The 19,627-nt window shown below is 27.6% G+C and carries 15 protein-coding genes and 2 tRNA genes; all 17 read right to left on the bottom strand.

What is annotated here, in order from left to right; genetic code table 11:
• Positions 1–3 precede the first annotated feature (3 nt).
• A complete protein-coding gene (locus tag VJI94_RS05665; RefSeq protein ID WP_324008666.1) occupies positions 4–717 on the bottom strand; it encodes a type II CAAX endopeptidase family protein in 714 nt (237 codons plus the stop codon).
• Positions 718–796: 79 nt separating this feature from the next.
• Positions 797–1,504 (bottom strand): CPBP family intramembrane glutamic endopeptidase, encoded by a 708-nt coding sequence (locus VJI94_RS05660; RefSeq protein ID WP_324008665.1) that lies wholly within the window; start codon positions 1,502–1,504, stop codon positions 797–799.
• Positions 1,505–2,290: 786 nt separating this feature from the next.
• Entirely contained in the window at positions 2,291–2,941 is a 651-nt protein-coding gene (locus VJI94_RS05655; RefSeq protein WP_324008664.1) for a peroxide stress protein YaaA, read from the bottom strand.
• A 123-nt stretch (positions 2,942–3,064) separates the two neighbouring features.
• Positions 3,065–4,237 carry a cation diffusion facilitator family transporter gene (locus VJI94_RS05650; protein ID WP_324008663.1) on the bottom strand — a complete coding sequence of 391 codons (1,173 nt, stop codon included), beginning with the start codon at positions 4,235–4,237 and terminating at the stop codon, positions 3,065–3,067.
• Positions 4,238–4,239: 2 nt separating this feature from the next.
• Complete coding sequence (gene nrdG, locus VJI94_RS05645) at positions 4,240–4,734, bottom strand: anaerobic ribonucleoside-triphosphate reductase activating protein (RefSeq protein WP_009354965.1); 495 nt, start codon at positions 4,732–4,734, stop codon at positions 4,240–4,242.
• 12 nt (positions 4,735–4,746) lie between these two features.
• A complete protein-coding gene (nrdD, locus tag VJI94_RS05640; protein WP_324008728.1) occupies positions 4,747–6,870 on the bottom strand; it encodes an anaerobic ribonucleoside-triphosphate reductase in 2,124 nt (707 codons plus the stop codon).
• A gap of 297 nt (positions 6,871–7,167) precedes the next feature.
• Positions 7,168–7,587: a YbaN family protein gene (locus tag VJI94_RS05635; protein WP_324008662.1), complete on the bottom strand. Its 420-nt coding sequence runs from the start codon at positions 7,585–7,587 to the stop codon at positions 7,168–7,170.
• Between the two features lie 60 nt (positions 7,588–7,647).
• Positions 7,648–9,303 (bottom strand): ABC transporter ATP-binding protein, encoded by a 1,656-nt coding sequence (locus VJI94_RS05630; RefSeq protein ID WP_324008661.1) that lies wholly within the window; start codon positions 9,301–9,303, stop codon positions 7,648–7,650.
• Positions 9,293–11,083 (bottom strand): ABC transporter ATP-binding protein/permease, encoded by a 1,791-nt coding sequence (locus VJI94_RS05625; RefSeq protein ID WP_324008660.1) that lies wholly within the window; start codon positions 11,081–11,083, stop codon positions 9,293–9,295. The genes VJI94_RS05630 and VJI94_RS05625 overlap by 11 nt, the downstream gene beginning before the upstream one ends.
• 118 nt (positions 11,084–11,201) lie before the next feature.
• Positions 11,202–12,905: a proline--tRNA ligase gene (locus VJI94_RS05620; protein WP_324008659.1), complete on the bottom strand. Its 1,704-nt coding sequence runs from the start codon at positions 12,903–12,905 to the stop codon at positions 11,202–11,204.
• A 446-nt stretch (positions 12,906–13,351) separates the two neighbouring features.
• Complete coding sequence (locus VJI94_RS05615) at positions 13,352–13,795, bottom strand: DNA starvation/stationary phase protection protein (protein WP_324008658.1); 444 nt, start codon at positions 13,793–13,795, stop codon at positions 13,352–13,354.
• A gap of 216 nt (positions 13,796–14,011) precedes the next feature.
• On the bottom strand, positions 14,012–14,707 hold the full coding sequence (locus VJI94_RS05610; RefSeq protein WP_118058521.1) for an aspartate/glutamate racemase family protein: 696 nt from the start codon (positions 14,705–14,707) through the stop codon (positions 14,012–14,014).
• Positions 14,707–15,897 (bottom strand): D-alanine--D-alanine ligase, encoded by a 1,191-nt coding sequence (locus VJI94_RS05605; protein ID WP_324008657.1) that lies wholly within the window; start codon positions 15,895–15,897, stop codon positions 14,707–14,709. Before VJI94_RS05605 ends, VJI94_RS05610 begins: the two co-directional genes overlap by 1 nt.
• A gap of 11 nt (positions 15,898–15,908) precedes the next feature.
• Positions 15,909–17,732, bottom strand: coding sequence for an asparagine synthase (glutamine-hydrolyzing) (gene asnB / locus VJI94_RS05600; RefSeq protein WP_324008656.1), 1,824 nt, complete (start codon positions 17,730–17,732; stop codon positions 15,909–15,911).
• A gap of 87 nt (positions 17,733–17,819) precedes the next feature.
• Positions 17,820–19,355 carry a UDP-N-acetylmuramyl-tripeptide synthetase gene (locus VJI94_RS05595; RefSeq protein WP_324008655.1) on the bottom strand — a complete coding sequence of 512 codons (1,536 nt, stop codon included), beginning with the start codon at positions 19,353–19,355 and terminating at the stop codon, positions 17,820–17,822.
• 112 nt (positions 19,356–19,467) lie between these two features.
• A tRNA-Cys gene (locus VJI94_RS05590) sits at positions 19,468–19,541 on the bottom strand.
• Between the two features lie 9 nt (positions 19,542–19,550).
• Positions 19,551–19,625 (bottom strand) — tRNA-Gly (locus tag VJI94_RS05585).
• Positions 19,626–19,627 lie beyond the last annotated feature (2 nt).

Here is a 19,627-nt window from a genome sequence, read left to right as displayed (position 1 = left end):
ATATTAAAAATAAATTATAAATCTCCTAAGGTCTAAAAGTAAGTTAAATAAAACGTGGACGATTATTGGAGATGATATTCTTTTTGTATATAAATAAAGTCCAGATAAAATAAATCCATGAGTTATGTATTGAAGCATTGCAGGATGAAAGAAACCGTCATGTATTGATCCAAATATAATTGCAGATATTAGTGCTGAAGTTATATATCTAATATATTTATTACATCCTAAAAATAAATCATACAAATATCCAAACAACAGTTGTCTATAAACTAGTTCCTCAAGTGTTGATGTTACAAAAGAAAGCCCAACTACTGGTAAGGGATTAGATTTAAATTCTTTTGTAATAGCATCTGCATTGGAACTATTTAAGCTAATATGACTAAAAAGAAAAGATTGTACCCACATAACCCCATATATAATTCCTATAGTTAAAAATAACACAACTATTGAAATAATAATAGATTTTTTTAAGTCCATTTTTTCAGAACTATCAATCGAATTTAATTTTCCTTTAAATATAAATTTAATTAACAAAAACAATATAATTGCAACAATAAAATTACCAATTAATATCGATTTAGAAAAATTACCTGCCCTATTTATTACAATATAAGAAATCATCTTATCAAATATAAATTTATAAGAAATTAATAAAATAATTGGTAATATCCATTTTTTAATGTTTTTACTATTTAATAAATCCGTTTTTCCCATAACTCACTCCTATACAATATTTTTTAAATATACTGTATTTTTCTAAACTCTATCAATAGAAACAATTAATTATAAACTTCTAATTCAAAAGAAACATATTTATCCCCATTCCTACAATATTTACACAATGATGTGTAAATCCTACGACATAAATATTTTTACAATATTTATATTGATATGATAAAACAATTGACATAAAAACATATTGAATTATTCTATAGTCAAATAATCCCTCATGCAATATGCCAAATATTATTCCAGAAATTAAACTTGCAGTAAGAAATCTAACATATTTATCCGTTCCTTTAAAAACATCATATAAAGTTCCAAAAAAGTATCCTCTAAAAATAATTTCCTCTGCATATGCTGAAAATAAAGTAATAAATACATAATTCAAATAAGTATATTGAAAAGCAAAATAATCTGTCTTACCATAACTATCACCTGATATTTTAAAATAATACAAAAGTTTAGTTAAGACAATTCCAAATACTATAATTAAAGTTAAGGAAATAATTACTGATAATATATATTTCTTCAGGTTTTTCATCTTAAATTTTTCACTGTTTTTTTCTATTGAATTTACATTTCTCAAAAACAAACTGGAAAAAATTATAATTACATAAAGGGCTATCTCGTACTTTCTAACTACATTTACAAAATCAATCCCCCATGAATACATTTTTCCCTTATTTAAAAATGTAACTAAATTTTCCATTTGACCTGACATCAAAACTAAATATAAAATTATAAATCCTATTATAATACTTCTTTTAATCTTTGCCATAAATCTAACTCCAATCATTTAATTTATAAGTAATATAAAAAATAAAATTTACCATATTTTACCTTAAAAAGCGTAAATGCAGTACAATAATTGCTACGCAAAGTAATGATACCATAAAGAAAACGTATTTGTCAAATGAATTTCACAAAATTTTTTAAAAACAAGAAAATATTGATAATTATTTTTTTATTTTATTAAAAATACTATATTTATCAATAAAAATATTATAATTATTTATTATTTTTTCTTATTATTATATTACTATTCTTAAATTTTTAAAATTTAGGTAAACATTTTTATAAAAATTATTTTTAAAACCCATAAAAAAACTCCAAAAGTTTTTACACTTTTGAAGTTCTAATTATAAAATAAAAATATTCACTTAATATTACTCTGTAAATCTAATCCCTAGTATGCAATCCAAATAGGAGTTAAACGAATCGAAGACAATCTAATCCTAATTTTGTTTACTTATAATCTATTTATGAGATTTCCAGAGCAATAGTATCTAATGATACAATTGCTCTGGCAGACCTACTTTTATTTGCAAGCAAACAAAGTTAGGGCTAGATTCACTACACTTCGCTTTGGTCGAAATAACGTGTAAAGAGAAAACCTCATTTAATAGCTTGACGTTAAAAGTAAAAAAATATTTCATATTTATACTCGATAAGCTTAACAAAAAAATAATATCGTATTGTCGTTCTTTTCAAATCCCTAATATGTCATCTCGACCGAAGTTGAGCGACGCGAAACGAAGCGGAGAGATCTCATATAATAATATTTCTAACTATTTTTTACAAATACAAATTTATTTTCTAAAGACATTTCTTCAATAAACGCATATCCATCTTTATCAAATTTCTTTATATCTTCAATATATTTAATTTTATTTTTAGTCATAAAGTTAAGCATCATTCCCCTAGCTTTTTTTGAAATCGTAGAATGTTTTTTTAACTTTCCATCAACTTTTTCAAAAAATTCAAAATCCAAAATTTGCTTCTCTGAAATGTACTTTTTAACTGTTTTTGAAAATTCATCACTTGCAAGATTAACAATAAAGTCTGTATCTTTTAAAATATCACTGGCAATATCATCTTTCCAAAAATTATATAAATTTCCCATTTTTGTTTTCATAAGAAAATCAAGTCTATATGGATTAATTAAATCAAAAGGTTTAAGCACTCCATAAAGTGCAGAAATTATAATTAAATGCTCCTTTATATACTCCAAATCGCAATTGTCAAACTCTTCTCTTTTTATATTTTTATAACACATTCCATCATACATATAAAAAGCCTTGCAATAATCTTTTGAAACCAAAACTTCTGGAATATTCTTTAAAATTTCATTTGTTTTATCAGAAAAATCAAGTCCTGAAGAAAATCTCTCACAAGTTTTAGAAATTGTCTTTGCAGGTGATAAAATTATTTTCATATTTCTCTCCTTAAATATTAATTCTAAAATATACCTATATCTAAACAACAGATTATTACCTTGATTATATAAAAAAATTACATAGACGTCAACTTATACAAAAAATAGCACCGAGGTGCTATTTTAAAAATATTCATATAAAATTGTTATTGAAGTTTTTAGTTCTTCATCATAATTTTTTATCAGTTCTTCAAGCTCTGATTTTAAACTATTTTCGTCAAAATTTTTATCTAATTTGTTTCCGTCTAATGCTAATTGCAATCCTACAAAGTACTTATCTCCCTGTTTGTAAATTGCAAAGTCATGCATTGATTTTATATAACTAAACTGATTTTTCCAATTTTCAGTAATTTCTTTTAATTCAATTTCTCTTTCCGTAAAGTTTCCACCAACAGGCTCAACATGGATTACCAATACAATTTCATATTTTTCATAAATTTCTTTTTCAATCAAACTCATAAGATTATGAGCTTTGATTAAACTCATTTCCGAATCAACTTCAACATCAACAGTTGCTATTGTTTTAAGATGTCCATATCTATGAAAAGTGTAATTGTGTATTCCCAAAATTTCTTTGTGCTTTTCAATGTCTGTCAAAACTGACTTTATCAATTCTACACTTGGTGCCTCTCCAATAAGTTGGCTAATTGTTTCCTTTGCCAAAGAGAAACCTGAGAATAGAATAAATGCAGAAACAATTAGACCTACAACTCCATCAACCGGAAAAGTAGTATAGTTAGCAAAAATCATTGCAATTAAAACAACTGAAGTTGTAAAAACATCACTCAAACAGTCAATTGAAGTAGCCTTCAAAATACTTGAATCTATTGCTTTAGAAAGTTTTCTATTGAATAAACTCATCCAAAGTTTTACAAAAATAGAAATTACTAAAAAAGCAATTCCTATTTTACCCATTATAATTTTTTCAGGATTTATAATTCTTTCGATAGATGTCTTTGCAAATTGAACTCCTACAATCATAACCATCATTGAGATTATTAAGGTAGTTATATATTCAACTCTTCCATGTCCATAAGGATGATCCTTATCCGGAGGTGCAGAAGAAAATTTGAAGCCTAAAACTGTTGCAAAGGAATAAATTGCATCTGAGAAATTATTTACTGCATCAGCCGTTATTGAAACTGAATTTGCTAAAATTCCAATAACAAATTTTGACACTCCCAAAGTAACATTTAAAAATGTTCCTATCATTCCTGAAAGATATCCGACTTTTTTTCTATCATATTTATCTGTATTTTCAATTTTCGAAATATTTAATATTTTTTTCTCTAACATATTTACTCCATAAACAGTACAATATTTCCGGTTTCAATTGTCTTTTTTATGTCTATAATTCTTTGGTTTGAAGAACCTCGAAATTTCAAAGTTAAGTCTTTTAATCTATAATCAAATCTTCCATCAACCAAAACATCACATTCTTTTAAAAGCTCGAATCTATCATCATCTTCAAGAATTTCTTCAAAAGTATATCCTGAATAAATCCAAATATTTTTATTTACACTTTTCTTAATATCTCTTACAATCTCAAGGAGTTCTTTTGCGTTTTGCATTGGTTCTCCACCAAGCAAAGTAAGACCAGAAACATTTTTATCACGCAAATAGTCTATGACTAAATTAGTAGTTTCTTTAGTCCAAAGCTCTCCAAAATTGAAATCCATATATTTTTTATTAAAACAATCTTTACAATTATGTGTACAGCCAGTTACGAAAATACTAGTTCTGATACCAACACCATTTGCAACATCATAAGATCTTATCTGACCATATCTCATTTTAATCCCTCACTATATATGAAGAACCCTTGACTTTATTTCTTTTGTTCTTCCTTCATTCCAGAAGTTTTCTCCAAGATAGCCACAAGTTCTTCTAGTTACATTCATTTTTTGCTTATCTTTATTATGGCATTGAGGACATTCCCATTCATTATATTCGTTTATGATTATTTCTCCATCAAATCCGCAAACATGGCAATAATCTGATTTTGTATTAAATTCAGCATATTGAATATTATCATAGATAAATCTAATCATTTGTTCAACAGCTTCAACATTATGGTTCATATTAGGAATTTCCGCATAAGAAATACAACCTCCTGTTGACAATTTTTGGAAATCTTCTTCAAATCTGAATTTATCAAAAACTGAAATATTTTCCCTAACATCAACATGATAACTATTTGTATAATATCCCTTATCTGTTATATCCTTTATTTCTCCATATTTCTTTCTATCTATAGAACAGAATCTGTGAGTTAAACTTTCAGCAGGAGTTCCATATAATGAAAATGTCATTCCTGTTTCTTCACTCCAACTGTCAGCCGCTTCTTTTATTTTTCTCATAACTTTAAGAGCAAATTCTTTTCCTTCTTCAGTTGTATGACTAACGCCTTTTACACACATAGTAGCTTCATATAATCCGATATATCCTACAGAAAGAGTTGAATATCCGTTTTCAAGGTATTTTTTAATACTTTCACCTTTTTTAAGTCTAGCAATTGCTCCATATTGCCAATGAATAGGAGAATTATCGCTCTTTACATTTTGAAGAAGTGAATTTCTGAATAAAAGTGCTTTTTTTACAATTTCAAGTCTTTTATCCAACATTTCAAAGAAACCTTCTTCATTTCCCGCATTTAAAATTCCTATTTGTGGTAAATTCAAACTTACTACACCTTGATTAAATCTACCTTCAAATTTATAGTTTCCATTTTCATCTTTATAAGGCGCTAAGAATGATCTACAACCCATAGGTCCGAATACATTTCCTTCATAATGTTCTCTAAGTTTTTTAGCAGAGATATAATCAGGATACATTCTCTTTGCAGTACATTTTGCAGCAAGTTTTGTTAAATAATAGTACTTACTATCTTCTCTTACATTGTTTTCATCTAAAACATAAATCAATTTAGGGAAAGCAGGTGTGATATAAACACCTTTTTCATTTTTAATTCCTTCTAATCTTTGTTTTATTATTTCCTCAACAATTTGTGCAACTTCATCTTCATATTCAAAACCATCTTCAACATACATAAAAAGAGTAACGAAAGGACTTTGTCCATTTGTAGTCATCAAAGTATTTATTTGGTATTGAATAGTTTGAATACCTGCTTCCAATTCTTTCTTAGTCATTGCTCTTGCAATATTTTCAATGTCTTTTTCATCAGTTAAAATTTCTTTTGCAAGTTTTAAATGTTTTTCATAGCTCTTTCTTAGATACTTTCCTAGATGAGCAACATTTAAGCTTTGACCACCAAATTGACCTGATGCTACTTGTGCAATTATTTGAGTCATAACTGTACAAGCAACTTGGAAAGATTTTGGAGTTTCAACCATTTTACCATTAATTACTGTTCCATTATCAAGCATATCTCCAATATTAACTAGACAGCAATTGAACATAGGTTGAATTAAATAGTCCATATCGTGAAGATGTATGGCTCCTTCGTCATGAGCCTGAACAATATCCACAGGAATTAACATTCTTCTTGCTATATCCTTTGAAACTTCTCCGGCAATCAAATCTCTTTGAGTTGATGCAAGAATAGCATTTTTATTTGAATTTTCATTTATAACATCCAAATTCGTCTTATCCAGAAGACCTAAAATACTTTCGTCAGTAGTATTTTTAAGTCTTTTAAAAGTTTGCACAGCCTTATAGTTTTCATAAGCTCTGGCGGTTGCAGGATTTCCATATTTAATTAAGCTGTAGTAAACATGATCTTCTATATCATATATACTCATCTTCTTTCCGATTGTTGTTGCAAAAGTTTCTATCTCTGATGCAATCTTTTCTGCCAATCCTTCTTCATATACTCCTGTACTGCTATGCATAGCTTTATTTATCGCTATTGCAATTTTATTAGCATCAAAATCTACTTCTTGACCATTTCTTTTTATTACTTTAATCATCATACTACCTCCAAAAATACTTCGTAAATGCTCGATAGTAAGATTATATCATCAACAATATATATTGTCAACAAACCGTGTAGCTACTATATATAGTATATTTACCCATTTTTTCTTCTGAAATCCATTGTAATTATTTTTATATCAATAAGTAGAACAAAAAAATTTTAAATTTTTTAAAAAAATTTTTTAAAAAAATTTTTTAAAAAATAAGAACCCCACCCTTCCACGATGCTTCGCATCGGGTGAGTTCCCGGGAACCTTGTTGTTTCGCAATAAAAAACTGATATGAATTTCTTAATTCATATCAGCTTCTATATATTCTATTTCATTTTCATTACTTTTTATTGTCTTAATCCCAAAGACAAAATATATAACATGGAAAACCCAAACTATTCCTAATATAATTCGTCCAATTTTTGTATTTTTCATAAAATAAAATCCAATTCCCATTGTCAAGGTGAAAAATATTATAATCTTTACTTTCTGTCTTAGTGGAAGTCCTTTTCTATTTGCAATTTTTTCTATATTATTTTTATATAATTTAGTTCCAACAAACCAATCATGTAATCTTTTAGAACTTCTTGCAAAACAATACAATGTTATCATATAGAATGGAAATGAAGGTAGTATCGGTAAAAAAGCTCCAATAGTTCCTATTGCAAAAAATATCAGTCCTATTATAATCCAAGTATATTTTACAAATTTAATTTTCATATATTACCCCTCATATCTTTAATATGGTAATGATAACATATTTCATCTTAATCTTCAAGGCTATATTTTAAAGCATTTACCATTTCCCACTCTATACACAACATCTGAAAATGATACAGTACTCATTCTGTGAGAGATCAAAAATACCATTCCCTTACAATTTTCTTTAATCAAATTCAAAATTATTGATTCATTTAAAGTATCTAAATTGCTTGTAGGCTCATCAAAAATATAAACATCAGCCCTCTTTAATAATGCTCTCATAAGTTCAAGTCTTTGCATTTCTCCACTTGAAAAAATAATTTTTTCAGAATTTATTTTAGTATCAAGTCCATTTTCAGTTGATAAAATTACATCCTTTAATCTACATTTTTCAGCAATTTCTAAAATTTCTTCATCAGTAATCTTATCGTTTCCTAAAACTAAATTTTCTCTGATTGTTTGAGAAAAAATTTGTGGAAATTGTGGAATATAAGCAATTTTTTCTTGTAGTTTTCTACTGTCTATATCTAAAATATCCTCATCATTTAAAAATATTTTTCCGGATTTAGCCATATACCATTTCATTACCATTTTCATCAATGTACTTTTTCCGGATCCACTTTCTCCAACAAGTCCGACAATTTTTTTATCTTCAAAATGTAAATTCAAATTTTCAAAAATATTCTTATCTCTATTAGGATAAGAGAAATCAACATTTTCAAATTTTATTTCATTTAATTTCTCAATTTCTTTATTTCCATCATTTCCAATAGGCTCATTTTCATCTAATAAACTAAAAGTTTGTTTTGCAGCTTGTAATGCACGACCAAGTCCTAGAGGAAGTCTGCTGAGTTCTAAAAATGGAGCAAATGATGAACTAAAAACTACCAATGTAATTACTGCATCTTTTACACTAATTACATTTTTATTTACAAGTATAAAATCTACAAAAGCAAAAGCCAAAACACCGAAACCTATTGTTAAAAAACTGTATAAAAATTGTAAGAAATTTAATTTTGCAACATTTCTTTCTTTTTTATTTACAATTCGACTTTCTTTTGATAAGTTTTTAAATCTTTCTTTTTCAACTCCAAGTTGAAGTAAATCTTTCATACCTCTTAAACTTTCTAAAAAGTATGAAGTATATGATTTTCTATATTTTTGTTGAACTTCAAGATGTGGTTTTAATTTATTTGAAAATATATTAGGTATAATAACAGCAAGTGTAAAATACACTATAATTGCAATTAAAGCTAAAAGTAAATTATATTGTAAATAATAAATAATTAAAATTATTGAAACAATAGTCCCTGTTGTAATAGGTGCTAAGGTATGAGCAAAGAAAACTTCTAAAGCTTCTACATCTTCGCCTATTAGTTTCAACAGAGTTCCACTATCTTGAGAATCAAGTTTTGACGGAGCAAGTCGTCTAAGTTTTGAAAAAATTTCTCTTCTAAAATCTGCTAAAACTTTAAACGCAACGTAATGTCCAAAATAATGTTCTCCATATCTGAAAAGTCCTCTTGAAATTGCAAGAACAACTAAAATTATTAAAGATATTATTTTTAACTTTTCTCCATTAACCGCATCAAATCCTAATGAAATAATTTTTGCAGGAATATATACAGTAATTAAAAATCCAAAAACTGCAAAAAATACAGCTAACAAAATTACCGGAAGTAATTTTTTCATAAAATTTATAAGTCTAGCTACTAATCTTAAACTATCTTTCATTTAAAATTTCCTCCATTTCATTTTGTTTATCTAATAATAATCTATATTCAAAGTTTGAATTGTATAAATCTTCCGGTTTCCCAAAATCCCAACTTTTTTCTTTTCCCATAAATAAAACAAAATCTGCTTTATTAACTTGTTTCATCTTATGAGAAATAAACATAACAATGGAATTTTTTGAAATCATTTTGATTAAATCCAAAATTGCTATTTCATTTTCGGTATCAACACTTGATGTCATTTCATCAAAAATGTAAATTTTTCTATTTGCAAGTAAACTTCTAACACAAATTATCTGTTGCCTTTGTCCCGGAGAAATCAATTTTCCGTTTTCTCCAATAATTGTATTAAAACCGTCAGGCAAAGTCTTTACAAATTTTAAAATATTTTTTTCTTCAATCCATTCTAATATCTCGTGTTCAGATAATTTTGTAGCTTTTTTCAAATTATCCATAATGCTTTCATTAAAGACATAAGAATCAGGAGATACATAAAAACCTAATGCATTTATATCTGACTTCGAGAAATCTCTTAAGGATTTCCCATCAATTAATATTTCTCCGGAATAATCATCAAGATTTTTAAACAAAACTTTAGCAAATGTGCTCTTTCCAAGTCCACTTTCTCCTGCTATTGCAAATAAACTGCCTTTAGTGATACTTAAATTAATATTATTTAAAACATTTCTATCATCATACGAAAAAGATAAATTTTTAAATTCAATATTATCTATGCTTTTCAATTCTATATTTGAGATATCTTTTTTCTTTTCTAACTTAACACTATCTAAAAAAGTAAAAATTCTATCTGCCATTTTAGTATTCATCATAAGTAAATGCATGCAATATCCCAATTCTCTAATTGGAGTAAAAAATTCAGTTGCAATCAAAACAAAGAATATAAAATTAAAAATTGACATATTGCCTTTTGAAACTGAAAGAACCGCTAAAAATCCTGAAATTGCAATTCCAAGATACATAACTCCATCCATATATCCAACGGATTGAAGTTGAAATTTTAAAAGTTCCATAGTGGAAAGTCTAAAGTTTTCAGCAGATTCATTAAATTTTTTCTCATAAATAGCATCAGCACTATAAGAATAAAGAGTATTTAATCCCTTTAAATCATCCATAAATAAATTACTTACATCCATATAAGTTGACCAATAATGTTGCATAATCTTTGCTGAACGCTTTTGTATTAACACTATTGAAACAGGAATAAAAGGAATACTAACTAAAAAGACCAAACCACCCAAAGGATAGATAAAAGCTACAATCAATAAAATTGTTGCACAATTAAAATATGTTCTTAAAGTTGTTGTCAAATAATTACTGTAAAAAGTATCTAAACTGTCAATTCCTTGAGATGCAACTGTAAGTACATCTGCTGTTGAATAGCCTTTAAAGACTTCTTCATCACTTTTAGAAAAGGCATCAAAAAATTTAACTTTTAAATTATCTCTCGCAAATTGAGAAGCTACTCCTTGGTATCTCTTAGCAAAAATAGAAATCCAAAAACCGAAAATATTTAATCCGATTGCAATTACAACATAAGCAAAAAGATTAAAATCTATTTTATTATATAAATTAGAAAATCCCTTTGCTATAAAGCCAAAAGAAATAATTCTCATCAAGAACTGAATCCAAGACAAAAAAGAAGCTATATAGACGAATCTCATCCTATCTCGCAACTCTTTTTTTAATCTATTTTTTAATTCTTTTCGTCTTTCACGACTTATTTTTTGTTTTTGAATTTTTGTATTGAAATCACTATCCATAAAAAACTCCTAATCGCCAAATTAATATAAATCATTTATATGATACCCAATTAAATAGAAAAAATAAGATATAATTAATTGGAAAAAATACCACATAAAAATACGTGGTATTTAAATATTATTTTATCTTTCTAACCTCTTCTACAACTTTATTAATTGCATCTTCAGAAGTCGTTTCAACATTCTCCATTTCTCTTCTTGTTGAAAATTCGATTATATTTTCGTTAGCTTTTTTACCAACAGTAATTCTTAAAGGAATACCAATTAAATCTCTGTCATTAAATTTAACGCCTATTCTTTCTTTTCTATCATCAAGCATAACTTCAACACCTTGAGTTTCCAATTCATCATGAATTTTTTCTCCAAGTTTCATTTGATCTTCGTCATTAATATTTACAACTGTAACTATTGCGTGATATGGTGCGACTTGAATTGGCCAAATAATTCCTTTTTCGTCATTATTTTGTTCAATAATCGCAGTAATACTTCTTGTAATACCAATACCATGACTTCCCATCCAGAAATATTGACTAACACCATTTTCGTCCAAGAAAGTTGCATTTAAAGCCTTAGAATATTTTGTTCCAAGTTGGAAGATATTTCCAACTTCTATCCCTCTTGCAAATTTCAAAGGATGTCCACTTACAGGACAAACATCTCCCTCTTGAACCATAAGTAAATCTTCTGCAATTTCTCCATCAAAATCTCTTCCAAAATTACAATTTATATAGTGATGATTTTCCTTATTTCCACCAACTACAGTATTTTTCATAAGAGTAACTCTCTTATCTAAAATCTTTCTTACTTTCAAGTTTACTGGTCCTGTGTATCCAGCTGATGATCCAATTTTTATAATAGTTTCTTCGTCCATCATTTCAATTTCATGTTCTGGAATACCAAGATAAGCACAAAGTTTTGTCATATTAAGCTCTCTATCTCCCGGAACAAATACTATAATTGGTTCTCCTGCAACAATCAAATCTATCGCCTTAATACATTTTGAAGCGTCTTGTTTTAAAAAGTTTGCGACATCTTCTATCGTTTTACAGTTTGGAGTATAAACTAATTCAAGTTCCTTTTCATCTCCACTTTCGTCAACTTTGTAAATAACTTCTGCTTTTTCATCTGTAGCAGCATATCCACTTTCGTCACAGTAACAGATAACTCCTTCTCCAACATCAGAAAGAGCAATAAATTCATGTGAACTGTTTCCTCCCATTGCTCCGGCATCTCCGGCAACAATCTTATAATTAAGGCCTAATCTATTAAAAACTTTTTCATATGCCTTCCACATTTCTTTATAAGATTCCATCATCATTTCAGGGCTTACATCAAAAGTATAAGCATCTTTCATTGAAAATTCTCTGGCTCTGTTTATACCAAAACGTGGTCTTTTTTCATCTCGATATTTTGTTTGAATTTGATAAATATTTAAAGGTAATTGTTTATAGCTTTTAATTTCTCCACTTATCAAAGTTGTAAAATATTCTTCAGCAGTAGGTCCTAGACAAAATTCTCTTTCATTTCTATCTTTAACTTTAAACATTTCTGGTCCAAAAGTTTGCCATCTTCCTGATTCTTCCCATATTTCTTTTGGCTGAAGTGCAGACATTAAAATTTCATATCCACCCATTCTATCCATTTCTTCCCTTACAATATTTTCAACTTTTCTAATTGCTCTGTAACCAAGAGGAAGATAGGAGTAAATTCCTGCAGCACTCTTTCTAATCATTCCGGCTCTTAAAAGCAATTTATGACTTATAATTTCTGCCTCTTGTGGATCTTCCCTAAGTGTTGGCATATAGTATCTCTTCATTTTCATAATAAATTTCCTCCGTAATTATAAAGTAATTTTTGTGATGATTTTTATAAAATGGCTTCTATGATTAATAAAAAAACGGCAATCATCTCCAAGAGACGAAAGCCGTGGTACCACTCTAATTTATACTCAAAAGCTATAAGGCACAACCCTGTATTTTTAATACAAGCTCCAAGATAGGTTCAATTATCTGCATAAAAGTTTTTCACCAAACAACTTCTCTCTAAATATACATAAATAATTTACTATTTCTTATCATCACTAAATATCTAGTGAATAAATTATATTAAATTTAGTAAAAAAAGTCAACTGTAAAAAATTAAATTTTAAATAAGAGCCTTATCCTTCCACAATATTTTACATCGGGTGAGTTATTGATAACCTTGTTATTTCACAAAAAAAGGTTGAGGACTAATTCCTCAACCTAAATCACTCTAAAATATCATTTCTTATTTACAGCAAGGTTTTGAAGCTCTTAAGAACCAAATATTCTTTTCTAGTTCTCCAATTTGATCTTCTAACATTGAAACAATTATGAAATCTCCATCATTATCAGCTTCTTCTCTAATTTTAGTAGCTTCTTCTTTAAGATCTGCTAAATCATTCATAACTATTTCGTTAACTTCATCAACTGTTACCTTTTTAGATTCTAATTCTTTAACAGTAGCATTAGCAACATATTCTTTTAATGATGCAAATGGGAATCCACCTCTCATTTTAATTGCTTCAGCAACTTCATCATACCATTCGAAGAATTTATCATATAATCCTTCTGTAAAAATATGTGTTTGATAGAAATTTCTTCCTTCTACATTCCAATGCAAATTATGCAATTTAGTGTTCATAACCGCCATGTCTGATAAATAAACATTTAAACTTTTAAAATCTTTCATTTCTTTATCCTCCTATTATTTTATCATTCACAACCATTATATACCCAAATAATAAAAAAATAAAGTTTTTTAAAAAAATTTTTTATCATTTTGATAATAAGAATTTAGCTCAATTTTCGTAATTATTTATATTAATTTAAAACTAAATTATTGTTATTTCACAATAAAAAATACAGGCAAAAAATGTCTGTACTTATGAATGAAATTAAAATATTTTTAATTTTTATATTTATTTTTTATCTTTGCTCCACTGTATTCAATACTCTTATTTACAAGAACATCCAAAGCGTCAATTGTATTTAGATTTTCAGGAATATCCAAAAGACTAAGCTCTGTGCAGGCTATTATTCCGATAGTTTTATCATTACAATATCTATTTAAAATTTCAACAAAATCTTTGCTTTCTAAATTATTTGTTTCCTTAATCTTGTAAATAATATCCATAACAGTTTTTTTATCTTCTAGGGATAATTCTTTTACTTCTATTCCATTTTCTTTTGCATATTTATTATAAACTTTTGAATTTAGTGTTCCAAGTGTTCCAAAGACTGCAACTTTTTTTATTCCTCTTCTTTTTATTTCTAAAATTGTTTCTTCAATCATATTTATAATTTTTAAATTTGTAAAGTTTTTAAATTCATCATAAAAATAATGACTTGTATTACAAGGAATAGCAACTACATCAATACCTATTCTCTCAAGAATTTCCAAATCTTTCTTAATTTCATTTAAAAACTCTGTATCTTTATTTTCTATAATACATTTTGTTCTATCAGGCATTGTTGAATGATTTAAAACTATTAAATCAATATGTTCATTATCATTATGTGCCTCAGTATTTAAAACAATTTTATCGTAGAACTTAACAGTTGCTAAAGGTCCCATACCTCCGATAACTCCTAATTTGTACACTATTTCCTCCTAAATATTTTTCTAAAAACTTTTCCCAATAGAATTTTATTAAAGAAAAACCAAGGTTTTAAATCATCAACCGCAAAAATCGCAGGAGCCCACTTTCTTGAAAATGAAATCTTTAGAGATTTTAGTATTCCAACCTGTTTAGTTTTCTTATAACGCCAAATAGCAATCATATCCTCAAACCCGTAAATGAAAGCATAGTTTGTATCATAATCGATGTACTTACAATCACTTTCTTTCAAATTACCTGTTAAATCAAGATATGCAATATAAGGCATATTTATTCCAAGTTTGTAAATCAAATTGTTAAAGTTAGTAGTCCTTGCATTTATTTCTATTAAATAAATTTCTCCAGTTTTCTCATGTTTTTTAAATTCTATTTCTCCAAAACCTCTATAGCCAATTTTTTCTAAAAACGGCTTTGATATATCAACCAATTTTTGATTGTATTTTTGAATTGTAAAAACAGATGCACCAAAATTTATAGGCCATTGTCTTTGCTTTTGAGCAGTCATATAATGAGTAGTTCTCCCATTTCTATCAATATAGTAATCATAAGTTAGCATACAGTCGTCAAAACCCGGAACAATTTCTTGAACAAAAATTTCTATATCATTATCTTTTGCCTTTTTGATTCCGTTTTCCATCTCTTCTATATTATTACAAATAAAAACTTTATTTCTAAAAATCTTAGTAAATTTTACTGTATCAACGGGTTTAATAATGCAAGGAAATCCAACTTCATCTTGAATTCTTTTAAGTAAATTCTCGTCATTTGCACTTATTGTAGCCGGAATTTTAACTCCGTTTTCTTTAGCAATATCATATAAAGTCCATTTATCCAATAGTTTTGAGTTAAGCTCTTTGAATTGACTAATCAAATAATATTTTTCCAATTCATCATAATATTTGTCTATAAATTCAACATATTTGTCATGAGTTGGAAGTAAAACGGGTTTTTCTGTTTGGTTTTTTCCATATTCTAATAACTCTATAAAAGTTTTCCTATCATCTTTATTTAAATTATAAACTTTTAAAAATTCAGATATATATTTTGACCTCGCCCCATACGAATTTTCAAAATCATAATCACAAGCTACAACATGAACCCCTTCAACACCTAAACATCTTATTACACTAAGACCTATATAATAGTTACAACCTAAAACGACAGCTTTATTCATTTTATTACCTCTTAAATAAAATACTGTTCATACCATTTTAAAAATGTGTAGATAGTATAAACTTTACGTCCATTATTTTCTTTATTGTTAAAGTGATCATCCAAAAGTGCATTTATTTTTTGAACATCGAAAAATTCACCTACAAAATCTTTATTAAAAGTTTCTTTAACAATATTATAATATTTTTCTTCTTTAATCCAATTAACAAAAGGAACTAAAAATCCGGCTTTCCTTCTCTTTGCCCAATCTTGTGGCAATTTATTTTCTGCAGCTTTTCTAAAAGCATACTTTGTTATTTCATTATGAACTTTATGCCTTACAGGAATGGTTCTGGCAAGTTCCCACATTTTTTTATCCAAAAGCGGAACTCTAAGTTCAATAGAATTTGCCATAGTCATTTTATCTGCCTTAAGCAAAATATCATCAACTATCCACATTTTCATATCAAGATACAATCTTTTGGAAACATCATCCATATTCTTAACTTCATCATAATATTTTTTAGTTAAATCTTTTGCCATTTCAGAGTTTTTATACTTTTCTGTTAAAATCAAATTAGCCTGTTCATCAGACATTATTTTTGCTTGACCGATGTATCTGTCTTCAACTTTTTGACCGTATTTCATAATAATTGTCTTTCCACTAAAATGTTTTTTATCTTTAAACCTTTTATATAGCTTATTTCTTAAACAGAATGGCAATTTTTTATATATTCTTTGTGGAAGTGCTTCTTCATATTCATTATATCCTGCAAATAATTCGTCAGCACCTTCTCCGGATAAAACTACCTTAACTTGTTCAGATGCAAGTTTTGATAAGAAATATAGCGCAACAGAAGATAAATTTGCATGTGGCTCATCTGAATAATATTGCACTTTATTTATTCCGTCAAAAAATTCATCGGGAGTAATTATTTTAGAAAAATTTTCTATTCCAAGTCTATCTGAAAGTTCTTTTGCATAAACTGTTTCATCAAAGCCTTTATTATCAAATCCTACAGAAAAAGTCTTATTAGGCATTGCTGTCGCAACAACATAACTTGAGTCAACACCACCTGACAAGAAAGAGCCAACTTCAACATCACTAATCTTGTGATACTTAACTGATTCTTCAACTTCTTTTTCTATCTTGCTTACAGCTTCATCAAAAGTCATTTCCTTGTAATCAAGAGTTAAATTATAATAGCTCTTTATTTCAAGTTTACCATTTTCAAATATATAATAATGTCCGGGTCTAAGTTTCTTTACACCTTTAAAAAAAGTTTCTTCTAATGGATTGTATTGAAAAACTAAATAATGCTTAAGTGCTTTTTCATTAACTTCCTTTTTAAATTTTGGATATTTCAAAAATGATTTTATTTCTGAACCAAAAACAAAATCTCCGTCTATCATTGTGTAATAATATGGTTTTATACCAAAATGATCTCTTGCTCCAAAAAGTTTTTCTTTTTTACTATCCCAGATAGTAAAGGCAAACATTCCTCTTAATTTAGACAAAATACCTTCTTCACCATATTCTTCATATCCGTGTAAAATAACTTCAGTATCAGTATTTGTTTTAAATTTATATCCTTTTTCCAACAAATCATCCTTAATTTCTTGATAATTATAAATTTCTCCATTAAAAATTATAGCCACATCATTATTTTTATTTAGAATCGGTTGAGAACCTTCATGTAAATCAATTATACTAAGTCTTCTAAAACCAAAATTGATTCCGTTATCAAAATAATATCCGTCACTATCCGGACCACGATGAATTATTTGACTGTTCATCTCTTTTATTACATTTTCATCTTTTATATCCTTACTGTAAAATCCTACAAATCCGCACATAATTTCTCCTTATTAAATCGATCACCGATTATATATCATACTATTGTAAAATTTATTGTAACATACTACATATCTTTTTACAAACTGCTAAACTATCCTGTCTTTTAATGGAAATAAAATTTCTTCTCTATCATAAGAGTTATTTTTTTCCAAAATATAATTAAGTCCAATTCTTCCTGCCTTATCCATTCCTTGACAACCGGCAAACATAACCACATCATCTTTTTGTGCAATATCAATAACAGTTTCAACCGCTTCTTTTAATGTATCAAACAAATGAACTTTTATATTATTTTCTTTCATTATTTTTAAAAATATATCTCTTTCCTCATCAGAAACTTCATCTTTCCAAGTAACAGTATCCCTACTCAAAGTTGCATATATTTCACTTAATTTTAATTTATTATTCCATTCAATGATTTTCAATGCATTTTCTTCATTTAGTTCCACTCCACGATTCCCTCTAATTGCATATAAAAATTTTATATCATTATATTTCATTTTACAAAGTGTTTCAAGAGTAACATCAATATTAACCTCATTGGCAAAATGGTCATCAATTATTTTAAAATCTTTCTCAAAGATAATTTCAAATCTTCTTTCTACACCTCTAAAAATCCTTAAAGCTCTCTGAATTGTTACTATATCTATTCCATCTAAAAGAGAAATAGATATGGCTACCATTGAATTCATTACTGAACTAAATCCTGCCGTATTTAACTCAACGTGGAATTCTCCTTTTTTCAAAATTCCACTTTTAGTTTCAACATCTCTATTGATAATAAAATCAAACTTACCACGACCTGTTGATAAATCTAAATTTTTCATAGAAAAATTTTCTAAAGAATCATCCAATGAAAAAGAAAAAACTTTAGCTTTAGTTTTTGAGGCAAGTTCTTTAATTTCCGGATTATCAAAATTTAAAACGGCAATTTGATGTTCTTTTGCTTCCGTTATCAGCTTGGATTTTTCCCTCTTGTATGCTTCATAACTACCATGTTGCTCCATATGCTCTTTACTTAAATTACCAAAACTAACAATATTATAATCAACATCTTTAGCTCTATCTAATTCCAAAGCAGCAGAAGAAACTTCCATAATAACTTTATCAGCTTTTCTTTCTCTAAAAATACTTAAATATTTTTGTAAATCCAAACTTTCAGGAGTTGTTAAATAAGACGGAATCATAAAATCATCAATTTTAACATAAACAGTTCCTATAATTCCAACTTTTAACCCTGCTTCTTCATAAATCTTCTTTAACATAAAACTCGTTGTAGTTTTGCCGTTTGTAGCAGTAATTCCTATAATGTCCAAATCTTCACTTGGTTTTCCATAATAATTATGAGAAACTTTTGAAAGTGCCGCTCTTGAATTTTTGACTTTAATTTGAGCCACATCTACATCAACAAAATCTTCAACTATACAAGCATAACAACCTTGCTTTTTAGCAGACTCTATATAAATATGTCCATCAGTCTTATATCCTTTTATTGCAACAAAAATGTCATTTTCTGAAACATTTTTTGAATTATATTCTATCTTTTGAATTTCTTTTTCAATATCTAAATTCCCTTTTATTTCCAAAATTTCTAAATCTTCTAAGAGCGTTTTTAATTTCATAATTACTCCTTTCACAATAAGAACTCCACACTTTTACTTTAGACAAGTATGTAAAAATCTTATTGTTTTACAATAAAAAATTAAATAACAAAAAAGGTCTCCTAAGAGACCTTGGAGGCGACATCCAGATTTGAACTGGAGATGAAGGTGTTGCAGACCTCTGCCTTACCACTTGGCTATGTCGCCAAATCGAAATGGAGCGGAAGACGAGATTCGAACTCGCGACCCTCGCCTTGGCAAGGCGATGCTCTACCACTGAGCCACTCCCGCAA

It is taken from the genome of Parvimonas sp. D9, from assembly GCF_035282565.1.
Taxonomy (GTDB): domain Bacteria; phylum Bacillota; class Clostridia; order Tissierellales; family Peptoniphilaceae; genus Parvimonas; species Parvimonas micra.
The sequence above is the reverse complement of the archived record's forward strand: the minus strand, read 5'-3'. Positions and strand labels throughout refer to the sequence as shown.